This window comes from Pseudomonas sp. B21-040 (assembly GCF_024748695.1).
GTDB lineage: Bacteria > Pseudomonadota > Gammaproteobacteria > Pseudomonadales > Pseudomonadaceae > Aquipseudomonas.
Genome location: NZ_CP087176.1, coordinates 5,632,771 through 5,647,583, shown reverse-complemented (window position 1 = coordinate 5,647,583; position 14,813 = coordinate 5,632,771). Strand labels below are relative to the sequence as shown.

13 protein-coding genes are annotated in these 14,813 nt (G+C 59.3%); 6 read left to right on the top strand and 7 right to left on the bottom strand.

Features of this window, described 5'->3' with window-relative positions:
• Positions 1–12 precede the first annotated feature (12 nt).
• The 3 genes from LOY55_RS25820 to LOY55_RS25810 are packed head-to-tail and all read left to right on the top strand — an operon-like array spanning position 13 to position 3,578.
• On the top strand, positions 13–672 hold the full coding sequence (locus LOY55_RS25820) for a paraquat-inducible protein A (protein WP_046030087.1): 660 nt from the start codon (positions 13–15) through the stop codon (positions 670–672).
• Complete coding sequence (locus LOY55_RS25815; RefSeq protein ID WP_046030089.1) at positions 659–1,282, top strand: paraquat-inducible protein A; 624 nt, start codon at positions 659–661, stop codon at positions 1,280–1,282. The genes LOY55_RS25820 and LOY55_RS25815 overlap by 14 nt, the downstream gene beginning before the upstream one ends.
• Positions 1,275–3,578, top strand: a complete 2,304-nt coding sequence (locus LOY55_RS25810) for an intermembrane transport protein PqiB (protein WP_046030091.1) — start codon at positions 1,275–1,277, stop codon at positions 3,576–3,578. Before LOY55_RS25815 ends, LOY55_RS25810 begins: the two co-directional genes overlap by 8 nt.
• Positions 3,579–3,649: 71 nt before the next feature.
• On the opposite strand, the gene mksF is transcribed toward LOY55_RS25810, so the two are convergent.
• From mksF to mksB, 3 genes are read right to left on the bottom strand one after another with little or no spacing between them, the layout of a single operon-like run.
• On the bottom strand, positions 3,650–6,490 hold the full coding sequence (gene mksF, locus LOY55_RS25805; protein WP_223523500.1) for an Mks condensin complex protein MksF: 2,841 nt from the start codon (positions 6,488–6,490) through the stop codon (positions 3,650–3,652).
• Positions 6,487–7,188, bottom strand: coding sequence for an Mks condensin complex protein MksE (gene mksE / locus LOY55_RS25800; RefSeq protein ID WP_046030094.1), 702 nt, complete (start codon positions 7,186–7,188; stop codon positions 6,487–6,489). The genes mksF and mksE overlap by 4 nt, the downstream gene beginning before the upstream one ends.
• On the bottom strand, positions 7,178–8,452 hold the full coding sequence (mksB, locus tag LOY55_RS25795) for an Mks condensin complex protein MksB (RefSeq protein ID WP_046030232.1): 1,275 nt from the start codon (positions 8,450–8,452) through the stop codon (positions 7,178–7,180). Before mksB ends, mksE begins: the two co-directional genes overlap by 11 nt.
• Before the next feature lie 207 nt (positions 8,453–8,659).
• On the opposite strand from mksB, the gene LOY55_RS25790 reads away from it, so the two are divergent.
• On the top strand, positions 8,660–9,400 hold the full coding sequence (locus LOY55_RS25790; RefSeq protein ID WP_223523503.1) for an energy transducer TonB: 741 nt from the start codon (positions 8,660–8,662) through the stop codon (positions 9,398–9,400).
• Positions 9,393–9,845 (top strand): ribosomal protein S18-alanine N-acetyltransferase, encoded by a 453-nt coding sequence (gene rimI, locus LOY55_RS25785; protein ID WP_109787800.1) that lies wholly within the window; start codon positions 9,393–9,395, stop codon positions 9,843–9,845. The genes LOY55_RS25790 and rimI overlap by 8 nt, the downstream gene beginning before the upstream one ends.
• 43 nt (positions 9,846–9,888) lie before the next feature.
• Here rimI and LOY55_RS25780 read toward each other — a convergent pair whose 3' ends face one another.
• On the bottom strand, positions 9,889–10,293 hold the full coding sequence (locus LOY55_RS25780) for a serine kinase/phosphatase (RefSeq protein ID WP_109787801.1): 405 nt from the start codon (positions 10,291–10,293) through the stop codon (positions 9,889–9,891).
• A gap of 167 nt (positions 10,294–10,460) precedes the next feature.
• On the opposite strand from LOY55_RS25780, the gene can reads away from it, so the two are divergent.
• Positions 10,461–11,105, top strand: coding sequence for a carbonate dehydratase (gene can, locus LOY55_RS25775; RefSeq protein WP_046030109.1), 645 nt, complete (start codon positions 10,461–10,463; stop codon positions 11,103–11,105).
• Between the two features lie 18 nt (positions 11,106–11,123).
• Here can and LOY55_RS25770 read toward each other — a convergent pair whose 3' ends face one another.
• The 3 genes from LOY55_RS25770 to LOY55_RS25760 form a co-directional block, all read right to left on the bottom strand.
• Positions 11,124–11,645, bottom strand: a complete 522-nt coding sequence (locus LOY55_RS25770) for an SET domain-containing protein-lysine N-methyltransferase (protein ID WP_046030110.1) — start codon at positions 11,643–11,645, stop codon at positions 11,124–11,126.
• Between the two features lie 180 nt (positions 11,646–11,825).
• On the bottom strand, positions 11,826–12,998 hold the full coding sequence (locus LOY55_RS25765; protein ID WP_109787802.1) for a hypothetical protein: 1,173 nt from the start codon (positions 12,996–12,998) through the stop codon (positions 11,826–11,828).
• A 73-nt stretch (positions 12,999–13,071) separates the two neighbouring features.
• On the bottom strand, positions 13,072–14,805 hold the full coding sequence (locus LOY55_RS25760; protein WP_223523498.1) for a J domain-containing protein: 1,734 nt from the start codon (positions 14,803–14,805) through the stop codon (positions 13,072–13,074).
• Positions 14,806–14,813: the final 8 nt, after the last annotated feature.

Sequence of the window (14,813 nt, the reverse complement as noted above, 5' to 3'; positions counted from 1 at the left end):
ATCAGAGTCTTTATGTCAGATCCGGTTGACGCCACCAGGCTGTCAGAATTACCGCTGAACGATTTGGTCGCGTGTCATGAGTGCGATTTGCTGATGCGCAAACCTGAACTCGCCCACGATGAGAAAGCGCTGTGCCCGCGTTGTGGTTATGAACTCTACGCACATAGGCATAACGTCGTGCAGCGCAGCCTCGCCTTGGTCATCGCCGCTTTATTGTTGTATGTGCCGGCGAACTTTTTACCCATCATGGAGCTCAATCTACTCGGGCAATCGACGCAGGACACTGTCTGGAGCGGCGTTGTCGGCTTGTTTGATACGGGTATGCAAAGCGTTTCTGTGATTGTGTTCCTGTGCAGCATGGGCATTCCGTTGCTCAAACTGCTCTGTCAATTAATCGTGCTGTTGAGCATTCGCTTTGATATCGGACGCAGCTACGGCTTGCTGCTCTATCGCATTTATCACCATTTACGGGACTGGGGAATGCTCGAGGTTTACCTCATGGGCGTACTGGTCGCGATCGTAAAGCTGGCAGATATGGCGGCCATTACCGTAGGTCTTGGCCTGGTGTGCTTTATCAGTTTGTTGTTGATTCAGGTCTGGTTGGAGGTGGTGATGTCGCCTCATCAGGTCTGGCAGGCGTTATCAGGAGAGGATGCCCATGCGGGCGATTGATGCAGGCATTCTGATTTGTGCGGAATGCCATGAGTTGAACAAGCAGGAAGCTGACACCGACGAGCAAGTTTGCACCCGTTGTGGTGCGCTGGTTCATGCCCGTCGCCCGAACAGCCTGGTGCGCACCTGGGCGCTGCTGATTACCGCGGCGATTCTTTACATTCCGGCCAACCTGCTGCCGATCATGACCATCAATTCACTCGGTAAGGGCGCCCCGAGCACCATCATGTCCGGCGTGATTGATCTGGTTCATTACGGCATGTTTCCCATCGCGGCAGTGGTGTTCATTGCCAGTATTCTAGTGCCGACGTTCAAATTGGTGGGCATCGGCTTGCTGCTGTTTTCGATACAGCGCCGCCAGCCACTCTCGGCTCGCCAACGAATCTGGATGTACCGCTTTATCGAGTTCATCGGCCGCTGGTCGATGCTGGATATCTTTGTGATCGCCATCCTGGTGGCGGTCGTTAATTTCGGACGGCTTGCCAGTATCGAAGCCAATCTTGGCGCCATCGCCTTCGCCAGCGTGGTGATTTTGACGATGCTTGCCGCAGTATCTTTCGATCCCCGACTGATTTGGGATAACACGGAGTCGGACGACGACCATGACTGATTTGCCTACAGCAAAAACCCGACCGGCCTCGAACTGGTCGGCTATCTGGATTCTGCCCCTCATTGCGTTGATCATCGGTGGCTGGCTCGGGTGGCGTGCCTACAACGAGACCGGAATCGAAATTCAGGTGCGGTTCGAAAGCGGTGAAGGCATCCAGGCCAACAAGACTGAAGTGGTCTACAAAGGGATGTCGGTCGGCAAGGTCAAAGCCCTCAAGCTCGATGACGAAGGCGCTTCCAAGGGGGTGATCGCAACCGTCGAGATGAATAAGGATGTCGAGCAATACCTCAGGACCAGCACGCGCTTCTGGCTGGTCAAACCGAGCGTGACCCTGGCCGGGATCACCGGTCTGGAAACGCTGGTCTCTGGTAACTATGTAGCGATCAGCCCGGGAGAAGGCGAGCCTGTTCGCAAATTCAAGGCGCTGGCTGAAGAACCTCCCTTGTCAGACGCGAAGCCGGGTTTGCACCTGACCATCAAGGCTGATCGACTTGGTTCGCTCAACCGTGGCAGCCCGGTGTTCTACAAGCAGATCAAGGTCGGCCAGATCAAAAGCTACGTGCTCTCGCAGGATCAGAGCACGGTCGAGCTCAAAGTTTTCATCGAACCCACCTACGCCAATCTGGTGCGCAAACACACGCGTTTCTGGAACGCCAGTGGCGTTAGCATCGACGCGAACCTGTCCGGTGTGAAGATTCGCAGTGAGTCGCTTGCCAGCATTGTCGCCGGTGGTATCGCGTTCGCCACGCCGGAGAACCGTAAGGACAGCCCGCCCACCGATCCGAGCCTGCCGTTCCGTCTTTATGAAGACTTTGACGCCGCTGCCGCCGGTATTCGGGTCAAGGTCAAACTCACCGACTTCGAAGGATTGCAGGCTGGCCGTACGCCGGTGATGTACAAAGGCATCCAGGTCGGCAACCTGAAAGCGCTGAAGATCGATCCGGACCTGTCCGGCGCCACCGCCGAATTGACCCTTGATCCGTTGGCTGAAGATTATCTGGTGACCGGCACTCAGTTCTGGGTGGTCAAGCCATCGATTTCCCTGGCGGGTATCACCGGTCTGGAAGCGCTGGTCAAAGGTAACTACATTGCCGTGCGCCCTGGCGACAAAGGCTCTGCGCCGCAACGTGAATACGTGGCGCGGCCCAAGGCGCCGCCGCTGGATTTGCGTTCGCCGGGCCTGCACCTGGTGTTGTTTACCGAGAGCCTGGGCTCACTGGAGGTCGGCAGTCCGATTCTCTACAAGCAGGTCAAGGTCGGTTCCGTTCAGAGTTATCAATTCTCCAAAACCAAGAAGCAATTGGTGATTGGCGTTCACATCGAGAAGGAATACGAAGGGCTGGTCAACGCCTCGACGCGATTCTGGAATGCCAGCGGCATCACACTCTCGGGCGGATTGACGGGCGGAATCCAGGTTAAAAGTGAGTCGCTGCAAAGCCTGATGGCCGGCGGCATTGCCTTCGAAACCCCGCAAGCCAAGGCGCCGCTGCAAAAGAAAATTCCGCGTTTTCGTTTGTTCGCCAACCATGAAGAAGCCAATCAGAAAGGCACCCTGGTCACCATCAAGGTCGAGCGCGCCGACGGTTTGCGTGACGGTACGCCTGTGCGATTCAAAGGGCTGGATGTCGGCAAGATTGAAGACGTTGACCTCAGCGATGACCTGCAATCGGTGTTGCTCACCGCGCGGATCACCGAAGTGCCGGAACGCATCGCTCGGGTAGGCACCCAGTTCTGGGTGGTTAAACCTGAGTTAGGGCTGATCAAGACCTCCAATCTCGAAACCCTGGTGACTGGTCAATACATCGAAGTACAGCCCGCACCGAAGAACCTCGGCCCGCAGAAGAATTTCGTCGCATTGGCCAACCCGCCGGAAGCCGCCAAGTCAGAGACTGGCTTGAGTCTGGTCTTGAGCGCCGCTCGGCGTGGTTCGCTGAAAACCGGCGTGCCGGTAACGTACCGCGAAATCACCGTGGGCAAAGTGACGGGCTACGAACTTGGGCAGACCGCAGACCGCGTGTTGGTGCACATCCAGATTGAGCCGAAATACGCGCCGCTGGTGCGCAGTGGTACGCGATTCTGGAACAGCAGCGGATTTGGTTTCGACTTCGGTTTGTTCAAAGGCGCGACGGTGCGTACTGAATCCCTGGAAACGATGATCCAGGGCGGCATCGCCTTTGCCACGCCAGACGGCGACCGGATGGGCAGCGCGGTGCGGCCTGGTCAGACGTTCCCGCTGTTCGACAAGTTCGAAGACGAATGGCTGACCTGGGCACCGAAAATCTCCCTCGGCAAATAAGCTCAGGCAACAGGCATAAAAAAGGCCGCGATCCATTGGATCGCGGCCTTTTCCGTATCTAACGGATTAACTCAGACCGCATCCAGCTCCGGCTCATCCGCTTGCACAACGACGCTGGCCTTCACTTCATCATGACGACGGATGTACTTCCAGTCCGCCTCGTCGATGTAGATCCCGCTCGGCCCGCTGCCACCTTCCAGGTCAATCGCGACACTGGCGCACACTTGTGGCTTCACGCTTGCCAGGATTGGCACGAAGCCCAATTGCAGGCTGGTTTCCAGCAAGGCTGCCTGGTTCTTCTCGTCGATGTCCGCCGCCTCGTCGAGGTAGTACGGCAGACGCACGCGACCGGCCTGGTCGCGGTCCATCAAGTGCAGCAACAAATACATGTTGGTCAGCGCCTTGATGGTCATCGTGGTGCCATTGGAGGCGGCGCCGTCGATGTCGGTGTGAATTACCGGCTGGCCGTTGACCTTGGTGATCTCGAACGCGAGTTCGAACAAGTCCTTGAGACCGAGCTGGTTGTGGTTGGCCGCCACCAGCCGTGCCAGGTATTCCTTGGCCTCTTCGTTCTTGTTGTCCTGTTCGGCGCTTTGGCTCAGGTCGAAGACGGAGAGGGTTTCGCCTTCTTCGTACTGGCCGGCGCTGTGGATAATCTGGTCGATGTGCTTGAGCGCTTCCTTGTTCGGCGCGAGCACGATGCGGAAGCTCTGCAGGTTGGACACCTGACGCTTGTTGATCTCGCGGTTGAACAACGCCAGTTGGTGCTCGAGGCTGTCGTAGTCGCTACGGATGTTGCGCAGGGTCCGGGCGATGTCGGTGACCGCCGCACGGCGCGCCTTGCCCAGCGTCAGGGCTTCGTCGGTGCGATGCGCGTAGGCGTTGATCAGCAATTGCAGACGACGCTCCATGTCGTCTTCGCTGTCGAACTTGGCCACGCCCTTGAGGCGGACTTGTGCGTACAACGCTTCGATCTGACCGTCGCTGCGCAGCAAACCCTGCCAGCTGTCCTGATAGTCATTGAGCAGCGGCAGCAGGTTGTCCATGGAGTCGTCGATCGGGTCCATGAACGGGGTGCCGAACGGCAAGTCTGCCGGCAGCAACTGACGGCGACGCAGGGCGTCGTCGAGGGTGCGTTGCTTGGCTTCCATGTCGCCGATCTGACGACCGACCAGTTGCAGCTTGGCCGACAGTTGCTGGACACGCTCGGTGAAGGCGTCGCTGGAGCGTTTCAATTCATCCTGCGCGGCTTCCATCTGCGCCAATTGCTCAAGCTTGTCGCCTTCTTCGGCGCTCAAGGTTTGCGCGCGACGGAAGTCTTCCAGGGCTTTCTGCGCATCCAGCACTTGCTGGTACAGCGCTTCCGTCTGGGTCTTGCTCGCGGCGCGGTCGGCGGCGACGGCTTGTTGGGTCTTGAGTTGCTTGAGTTCTTTGTCCAGACGCTCTTTCTGATCGCGCAACGCTGCACGGTCAGCCAGGGCTTGCAGCGCCGGCGGCTCGATGTTCGAGATGTCGATGGACAGGCCCGGCACTTCGAAGCGCTCGCCTTTGAAGCCGTCGAGGATCAGCTCCATGGATTTGACCCACTGACCGTCCTCGTCCAGCGTAATCCCATGCTCGCCCAGCGGCAGGCTGAACAGCGCGCTGTTGAACAGGCGCATCAGGCGCTCGACATCCTGTTGCGAGAACTCTTCGCGCAGTCGGGCGTAGCTGTTGTTGTCGGCGTGATCGAGTTGCTGCTTGACCGACTTCAGGCGTTTTTCCAGATCGCGCAGACGCTCTTCGAGGTCTTCGGCGCTGAACTGACGGGACTGCGCCAGCGCACCGGCCAGTTCATCGTGAGCGTCCTTGGCCGCCAGCAGTTGCTGTTCCAGCACCTTGACGTCATCGACCAGGGCGAAGCGATGCTTGAGCACCGACAACTCGCCGAGCCAGCGCTGGATCCCGGTGATTTCCCGCTCCAGACGCATCAGCTCTTGCGTGCCGCCACGCTGATCGTTTTGCAGCGCGTCTTGTTCATTGCGGTAATGCTCGGCCTGAATCGTCAGCTCTTCCTTGCGTGCACTGGCGTAGTCCGACCAAGTGCCGAGCAGGGAATCGAGCAGCGGTGAGATACGGTGCAGCTTGCCACGCAGAATATTGCGCTGGGCAACGCCCGCGGCCAGGGCTTCAACCAGCGGGCCGGCGGTGACCAGCGAGTTGTAATCCTGCTCCATGCGCCGTACATCGCGGAACGCCTCTTCACACGCGGCGATGTAATCGACGCTGCCGGAACGCAGGCTGTGCTCGAACGCATCGAGGAACAGCTGCTTGAGTTTCGCCGCCGTAATTTCGCGCATGTGCAGCAAGTTGATGAACAGCGCACGGAAGGTTTTCAGGCTCTGTTCACTGGTGGAGCGCAGCGGGATCAAGGTCAGGTCGAGTGGAATCGACGTGTGACCGCCGACCAGCAAACGACGCAGCTCATCCGGCTTCAACTCGTAGGCTTTGAGGCCTTCGCGTTCAAGGTTGGTGAACAATTCTTTCTGGCGCAGGCAGGTGTCGTTCTTCTGGTAATGGGCCAGATCGAGTTTGCCAGCGTAGGCAAAGAATTGGTGACCGAAACCACCGCCCGGGCCGCGGCCGACCACGCCGATCACGTGCGGGCCGTGGGGCAGGGAGACTTCAACGAGAATGTAACTGGTGTCCGAGGCGAAGTAGAAACGCCGGGATTGCTCCAGGCTGTACTTGCCGAAACTCATGTCCGACATGCGCGCCAGAATCGGGAACTGCAAGGCGTTGATCGAGGCGGATTTACCGAGGTTGTTCGCGCCGTAGACCGACAGCGGCTCCTCCAGCGGAAACAGGCCGAGGCTGTAACCGGCGGTGTTCAAAAGGGCAAAGCGGCGAATGCCGTAGCGTTCCTTGCTCATGCGTCGAGCTCCTGTTCTTCGGCAATGGCGCGGGCCATGGCGTCTTCTTCGCTTTCACCCTCGAATTCGCTGAGGTCCAACGGGTCATCGGTTTCCAACAGTTTTTCGTCACTGTCGTCATCGATCAGCACCGGCACCGGCAGTGGCAACACGCTGTGCAGGCTGGCCGCCAGGTCACGGTCCTGCTGCACCGACAGGCAGACATCAAGGAAGCGGTGCATCGGCGGCAGGAAACGGTAGATGCCGTTTTCTTCACTGGCGAAACCGAGTTGAGTCATGCGGCGCATGATTTTTTCTTCGAGTTCTTCCTGAGTCTGCACCTCGGCCTGGATGAACAGGTCGCGGTACTTCTCCAGCAGCGACGGCAGTTCATCGCGACCGAGGCTACCGCCGTCGAGCACGGCGACCGGGTCACGGCCCTGATCGGCCAGATGCTCGACGAGGATGAAGGTGAACAGCGCCAGACGTTGCGCGGTCTTGTTCACCGCCGCGGCGGCCAGGTCCGGCACGAAGTAGTAGAAACCACGCGTGTCGCATACCAGTTCAAAGCCCAATGCCTTGAACAGCGTGCGGTACTGGTCCTGGAAATTCGACAGTTGCGCGTACAGCTCCGGGTCGCGGCGGCTGACGTGGTAGCCCTTGAACAGCTCGCGAAAGATCGGCGCCAGCTGAGACAGTTCGGATAGATCAAGATGCATAGGGAGTGCTCGCAGAATCCTCGGCGGTGTCGCTGGCCGAGAGCAGGGCGAAGGAGCGCAGGCTGACCTGGTGCTCATGAGTGTGGTATTCGCGGCGTTCCAGACGCTCGCGTTTGAAGCGTTTTTCCCGCGACAGGCGCGAGAACCAATAAAGCAATTCGTCGGTCGCGCCGTCCGGTTCCTGCTCCAGCAGCCAAGTCATCAAGTCGGGCATCGGCAGGGCGTCTTCGCAGCGTTCGAGCATTTCGCGAACGGTACGTGGCGCGCGCGGGGCTTCGCCTTTCTGGGTCTTGTGGGCCTTGGGGAAACGCGCCGGTTTTGGTTCGAACCGGGCCAGCGCATACACGTAGGCTTCAACCTGACTGGCGCTGCCAAGGAAGGTGCTTTGCGGACGGGTGAACATCGGCATCGCCGCTTGCGGTACGGCGTCGATGCCCTTGCGACGGATCATCGACAGCGCCAGCGCGGCGCCACGGGTCACGGCGTTGTGGCGGCGGGCTTCTTCACGCAGCGGCAGCAGCAACTCGCGGGCATGGCGCAGGGTCAATTGGGCGCTGGTCTGCATTTCGAGGATGCGTGCGTGGGTACGCAGCAGCATGTCGTCATCGACCAGGTGGCCAAGGCGCTGCTGCTCGCTGAGCATCTTGAGCAGGACGGTTTCGACCTTGCGCACACCTTGTTCGAAGGCGCCGTCGGCGTTCACCAGGTCGATCATCGGCTCGACGTATTCGTCCCAGGTCGCCAGGACTTCGGCGTAGCGCTGACGCAACGGAATCTGCCGGTCGCTGGTCTTGGCCCTTTCGGCCACGGCCACCAGCGCCTGTTCGTCGTTGTCGAGCTTCTTCAATACGTCGCGTACGCGCATATCGAGCAAGCGCAACTGGCGCGCCAGATCGTTGCCGTCACGAATGTCGAAAGCGTCCTGAATGTAACCGGCCAGGCGTTCGAGGTGACGCAAGTAGGCTTCGATTTCCAGGCACAGGCCCAGACGGTGCTCACGGCGCAGGTAAGCGAGGAAGTCGTGGATCTGCGCATTGAGCTCGAAGCGGTTCGGGCTTTTCGCCACCGGAACCAGAATATCGAGGCGGATCCACACGTCCAGCAGGCTGGTGATGTCCTGTGGCGTACTGTCGAGTTGCTGGGCGGCCAACTGTGAACGCAATTCGTTGAGGCTCAGAGTGCCTTGGTCGAAGTGCTCGCACAGTGGCTCCAGAAGTGCCCAGTGTTCAGCGAGGGCGCGCAAGACGCGCTTGGGTTCGATCATCGGAATGGCCGGCTGGTTGGCGATTAAAAGCCGCGATTGTACTGCATCGCGGGCGTGTCGATTCACTCTCGGGACAGACTGTCGGGTTTCTATCGATCAAGCGCGGGCGATCTTGAGCGAACGGCGGTAGAATCAGCGCACTTTTAGTTATCCACAAGTGGCCGACCTTTGCTTATCGAGTCTCGTCGTCGCGCTTATTTGACCGCCATGCAGGTGGTCAACTGGCTACCGCGCACCGAATTGCCCTTTGCCGCGCCCTCGCGCCCCGAACTGCTCGAGATGCCTGAGCCGTTGGTCGTCGCCCCGGTAGTGCTGGCTCCAGTGCCTGAAACGCCTGTGGAGCCGCTGGTCAAACCGGCCGAACGGGTGAAAATCGAGGTGCCGCGTCCATCGTTGGCCAGTACGCGCACCAACGCCAAGGTCGAAGAAGAGGCTGCTCCGGTCGTCGCCAAGGCGGTGCAAGTGCCGCCACCGCGCTTCGCCCTGCAATTGCTGCGCGCCGGTCGTTGCCTGCTGCTGGTGGAGTTACCCACAGGCGAAACGTTCCAGACCCGCGATCCCGCTTATCTGCTACTCAAGGACATGCTGCGCGCTGCCGGTTTGCCGGACAGCCCGCAGATCGTCGGCGAGCCGGTACGCTGGCCGCTGCTGGCTCGCGGCACCATGGATCAGGGCCCGGAAGCGGCTCGCGACTTCGTGCAAGGCTTTCTTTCGGCGCGCATCGAAGACGCGCCGTGTGTCTGCGTATGGCTGATCGGCCTGCCGGCGGTGCGTTTTGCCGGTGAGGCGAACGCCGAATCGTTCAACCGTGAAATCCAGGTCGAAGGCCTGGGCTCGGTCTGGGCCCTGCCGGGTCTGGAATTATTAATGGAAGAGCCACAGCGTAAGGCTGATGTCTGGCAAGCCATGCGTCGGCTGATGGCGCGCTGGAAAGAATCAAATGAGTGACGCTGTATCGTTCCGCCCGATGACCGAGGCGGACCTGGACGCTGTACTGAAAGTCGAATACGCGGCGTATAGCCATCCCTGGACACGCGGGATATTCCTCGATGGCCTGGGCAAGTACCAGATCTGGCTGATGTTCGAAGGGCAGCAGCAGGTGGGTCATGGCGTGGTGCAGATCATTCTTGATGAGGCGCACCTGCTCAACATCACCGTCAAGCCGGAAAACCAAGGCCGCGGCCTGGGTTTGACGCTGCTTGAACACCTGATGTCGATTGCCTACAAGGCCGAGGCGCGGGAGTGCTTCCTGGAAGTTCGCGACAGCAATCGGTCGGCGTTTCGCCTGTATGAACGGTACGGGTTCAACGAGATTGGCCGGCGCCGGGATTACTACCCGGCGGTGGGTGGGCGCGAAGATGCGGTGGTCATGGCCTGTACGCTGGTCGACTGAGTCACAGCTATTGCGGCGAGGGAGCAAGCCCCCTCACCGCAGATCAGCGTTTACCGTCCATCGGATCGCGCTGCGCCATCTGCTCCTCGTCCAACCCGTTCCCACCGCCGATGTCATCTTCATCGACAATACTCAAATCCCAATCCGCCTGATCACCGTCGCCCGCCTCATGCGCGTCCCGCGCACCATCCTCATGGATCAGTGTTTCGGGACTCATGTCGTCATCGGTAGGCTCGTGGTCATCGATCGAGGCACCGGTTATGCCGACTGTACGCACACGCTCGGCGGACATCAGCCGTTCGCGTTCGGTTTGGGGCAGTTCGTCACCGATTTTGGCGCTGGGCTCTTCGTCGTCAAAATCCAGTTCGTGCATCGAACCCATGCGGTCTTCGTTGTCGTCGATCGGCTCGGGCTGCACCGCATCGAACGGACGTCGTGAATCATTCATGGCAATTGCTCATACTGTGGGCTTACTAGGGTGGACCCACCGGGCTGCCGAGAATTCCGTCGGCATGGAACGCCAGTTTTAAATGTCAGCGGCTATCCGCATTGCGCGCGTGACCCCGACGGGCGGTTGTCTGTCAAAGCTGCGCACCATTCTCGAGGCTTCTTTGTATGAACGACTTACAAGATCTGATTGATAACAACGAGCGTTGGGCTGACGCGATCAAAAAAGAAGATCCTGACTTCTTCGCCAAGCTGGCCCGCCAACAGACACCGGAGTTCCTCTGGATCGGCTGTTCCGATGCACGGGTGCCGGCCAACGAGATCGTCGGCATGTTGCCGGGTGATCTGTTCGTCCACCGCAATGTGGCCAACGTGGTACTGCACACCGACCTCAACTGCCTGTCAGTGATTCAGTACGCGGTCGACGTCCTCAAGGTCAAACACATCCTGGTCACCGGTCACTACGGCTGCGGTGGCGTGCGCGCCTCGATGCAGGATCGTCAGCTGGGCCTGATCGATGGCTGGCTGCGCTCGATTCGCGATCTTTACTATGAAAAGCGCGAAGAGCTCGCCAAGTTGGCGACTGAGGAGGAGCGGGTCGACCGTCTCTGCGAACTCAACGTGATTCAGCAAGTGGCCAACGTCGGGCATACCAGCATTGTGCAGAACGCCTGGCATCGCGGGCAGAGTCTGTCGATCCACGGTTGCATCTACGGCATCAAGGACGGTCGCTGGAAAAGCCTGAACGCGACCATCAGCGGGTTTGAACAATTGCCGCCGCAATACCGCCTGCGCCCGGTCGAAACGTTGTAAGACTGATCGAGCCTCGGGTCAACTGAGGCTCCGTCGGTGCAAATGCTGATAGAACAACTCACCGTCGGCATTCGGTGGCTCGTCGTAGCCGGTGATCCATTCGCGGCACTCGGCCGACCCGCAGCGGCAGGCAAACTGTCGCAACAGTTTGTCTTCGGTGCTGGCGTAATCCATCGTCAGGATATCGCCGGGGGCGATGTCCTTCAGCGCCCAGATCCACAGTTCACTCATGTCGAGAAAGATGTTCGGCTCGCACGAGTGGCGCAAGAGCCCGCAGAAGCGTGGGTCGTAGAGGTGAATGCCGGACGACAGCTGTCGGGTATGGCGCTGGCGATAAGGCAGCAGATGCCCGGAGACACGGCAAACCCGGCTGATTCGCGGGAATGCGCGCAAGGCCGCAACGGCCGTCGCTGACTCATTGACGTGGATAATCCTGAAGTCTTTGAAGGAGGGAAACCCGAAACGAACGGGTAACTCTTCAAAGGGATAAATCCCGTCCGGTGGTTGTGCACGCGTTCCGTTCAGGGAATGAGGTTTCATAACGATCCTTGTCGGTTGGGTGTTGCGACGTCCAACGCCAACGATCCTGCTGGCCCCTGCAACACTTGGGTGTGTCTCAAGACTCTCGCAATTGAAACGTTCGGTCTACTGTCAGAACTGACAGGGGAAAAGTGCGCTTTCCCGCGTCAGCCATGACGTACGCGGGAAAGCGTTTTTGCTTTAAAGGTGGGGTGCCGGGATCGCCATTGCGGGCGCCGGGGCTTGCAGTAGTTTGAGCTGGGACTTGATCGGTGTTGTCGCGCACTGGGCCACGGCTTGTTCGGGTGTCAGATTGCGAATCGAGGTGTAGAACAACTCGCAGGTTTTTTCCGTCTCGGTCACTTGCCAGGTTTGTGTGCAGCTTTTCAGTTGAACATCAGGGTCGCTGCCCGGTTTGCTGCCCATGCCGGCCTGCCAGCACGCAGCACTCAAGTCCTGGCCCATGACCTTCAGGCCCGCAGCATCGGCCTTGGCCTGGGCATCGTCGCCGGTATAGCTGTCCGGGTTGGCGGCGTACCAGATGTAGCTCGGGTGGTTGGACCCCAGCACCGGCACCTTCACGCCGGCTTTCGGGCTGATCGTGGCCAGCCCCAGCACGTTGACGGTCGGACCATATTGCTGCTTGAGCCAGTTACGCACCGGCGCGCCAAAGGCGACCATTGGCAGCGCCGCGCCTTTGGCGTTCAGGCTGACTTCATTGACCATGGTGGTCTGGTAGTTCTTGAAGTAATCGTAAACACCCTCCAGGTCCTTGCCGGCACTGGCCGGTGCGGCGATTGGCGCGATGTCGATGATGGTCTGATAGCCCGGCGTCTGGTCGGCGGGGATGCCGTTGGCGGTCAGCAGCGTGGCCCAGCGATCAGTGGTCGCCGAACGCAGGTAATCCTGGGCTTGTGTCAGGGAGTAATCCGGTGGGAAGTGCAGCAGTTCGACACTTTTACGGTTTTCCAGGGCCATGCCCAGCGGCAGGAACAAGTACCAGTTGTAGGCCCATTTGCCATCCGCATTGAGCTTGCTGGCGCCGGTGTACGCCAGATCGCCTGCATCGAGCAGCGCGGCCAGTGGTTTTTCGTAGCCTTTTGGGACGCCGCTGATGTCGGCGTAGAGCTGATGGTTATCGGTTTTGACCCGTACTTTGGCCGCGCCATAACCATCGCGTTGCACGCTTTGGGTCAGGTAATGCTCGACGGTCTGCTCGAGCGTCCAGTTGCGAAAGCAGATCACATTGCAGTTGTTGGGGTAGGCGAACAGCCGGGTGACGCGTTCGGTGCTGCCCAGCTTCAGATCGACATCGGCATGGACGGCGGCACTCAGGGTGAGGGCCGCCAGGGTGAGTCCTGTGAGTTTTAACATGCTCAGATCCTTTTCAGCGTGGACCCGCGTGAGTCGCGGGTCACCGTACTAAAGCAGATCGGCTGGTCATCGTTTAGCTGAACCGCAGCTGAGTCAGGTGATATTCAGGAAAGTAAATCTGGCACGCCAGGTCGAGGCCGACCATCACCAGCAAGAACGCCACTTGCAGCGGGCTGAGATACGCCCAATGCAGCGCCGTCAGCCATGGACGACGGGCACGAAGTTCTGGGTCGAGTTCGCCGATGCGCCGTGTGTGCACGAAACCGATCAGCATAAAACCGACGTACGTCACGATCCCGAACCAACCCTGTAGCAGCGCAAACAGCAACAGCATGACGGCCTGCGGTGCGCCGTGGCGGATCAGTAACCAGCGCGTGTCCGGGTTCAAGCGTCGCGGAATCAGTTCTTCCGTCAGCCACAGGTCCTGGACAATAAAGTGGGAGGTGATCACCACCCACCAACTCAGCGCGAAGCGACAAAACGAGAACGGAGCGAGGGCGACAATCAACGGTATGCCGATGCTGTAGCCGACGGAGTTGTGGTTGGAGGGGAAAAAAAACAAATACAGTGCCAAGGCGAAGCCCGCCCAGACTAGCAGCCAGGTTTCGGCCGCGATGGGGCGTGGTAAAAAACGCCGCCAAAAAAACACATCGGTGCGCGGCAACCGCAAGAGCAACTGCGGATACCGCCACTTGAGGGTGTGCGCAAGGTCGTGGCAGGCCTGCCATTCATCCTGGCCGAAGCCGTCAATCATCTGTTTCTGTTGTTGGGGCCGCATTGGGTTCATCAGCAAATGCGCGGCCTGAGCATCGGCAGTCCAGTTGCGGCCATCTCGTGCCTTGGCGCGCTGGTTTTCGTAAAAGCTTTCCTGGTTGCAGCGCTCAATCAAGGCCTGCCAGATCGATGCCGGTTCCGGATGAATGCCTTTTTTGTCATCCCAGCCAAACACCTGTCCGACACGGTCGAACAGCGGCAGGCTCCATTCGGTGTCGTTGAACAATTGCAGGATGATTCGCTGCCATTCCTGGCGTCGATCGAACACCTGCAGCCAGGGTTGGGCGGTGTAACTTTTCAGTTGCGTGAGAAACTCTCGCTCTTTGCCGGCTTCAAGCAGTTCCTGCAAGGCTTGTCGATATTCCTGCAACAAACCGCTGATGAGTGCGTCTTGCTGCTCCTCGGTCATGGCGACGTTTTGCCAGGGGGCTAGCCAGTCCAGATGTTCCACGGCCCAGTTGGCAATCGAACGGCGCAAACCCGGATGATCGAAGCAAAGCCGCAGCAGCAACTGCTCAAACGCTTGAGTGCATTGCTGGTGTCGGGCTTGCTCCCAACGCTCGGGCAAGTTCTGCGCCGTGAGTCCTTCCAGTAGCGCTCGTGCCGCTTGTTCCTGCGGCGCGATGACCGGTTCGTCGTGAAGGAGGAGGGGATCCAGCGGTTTAAGGTACAGCGGCCGTATACGAGGTGGATTCAGCGGTTCGATGTTCAGGGGCCGAAGGCGAGGCGGGTTCAACGGCTCGAACTTCAATGGCTTCAGGTCAAGCACCTCGGCCCACGCCGGCAGATTGACGTGCTCCGGTTGCGTGAATACCTCGGTGGGTGTTTCAGTCGTCGCGACTTCAACCTCTTCAATCGAGTTTTCGGCTCGCCAATGCGCAATCCCCAGCGCTGCTTCATACGCTTCGCGCAAGCGCTGAAAACCGGCCGGATCTTCATCGGGCCTGAACGTTTTCAGCAGCTTTGCATAGCTGCGTTTGATGCTGCGGGCATCGGCGTCTTTGGGCAGTTGCAGGAAAGACCAGCAATCCATGTCGCGGC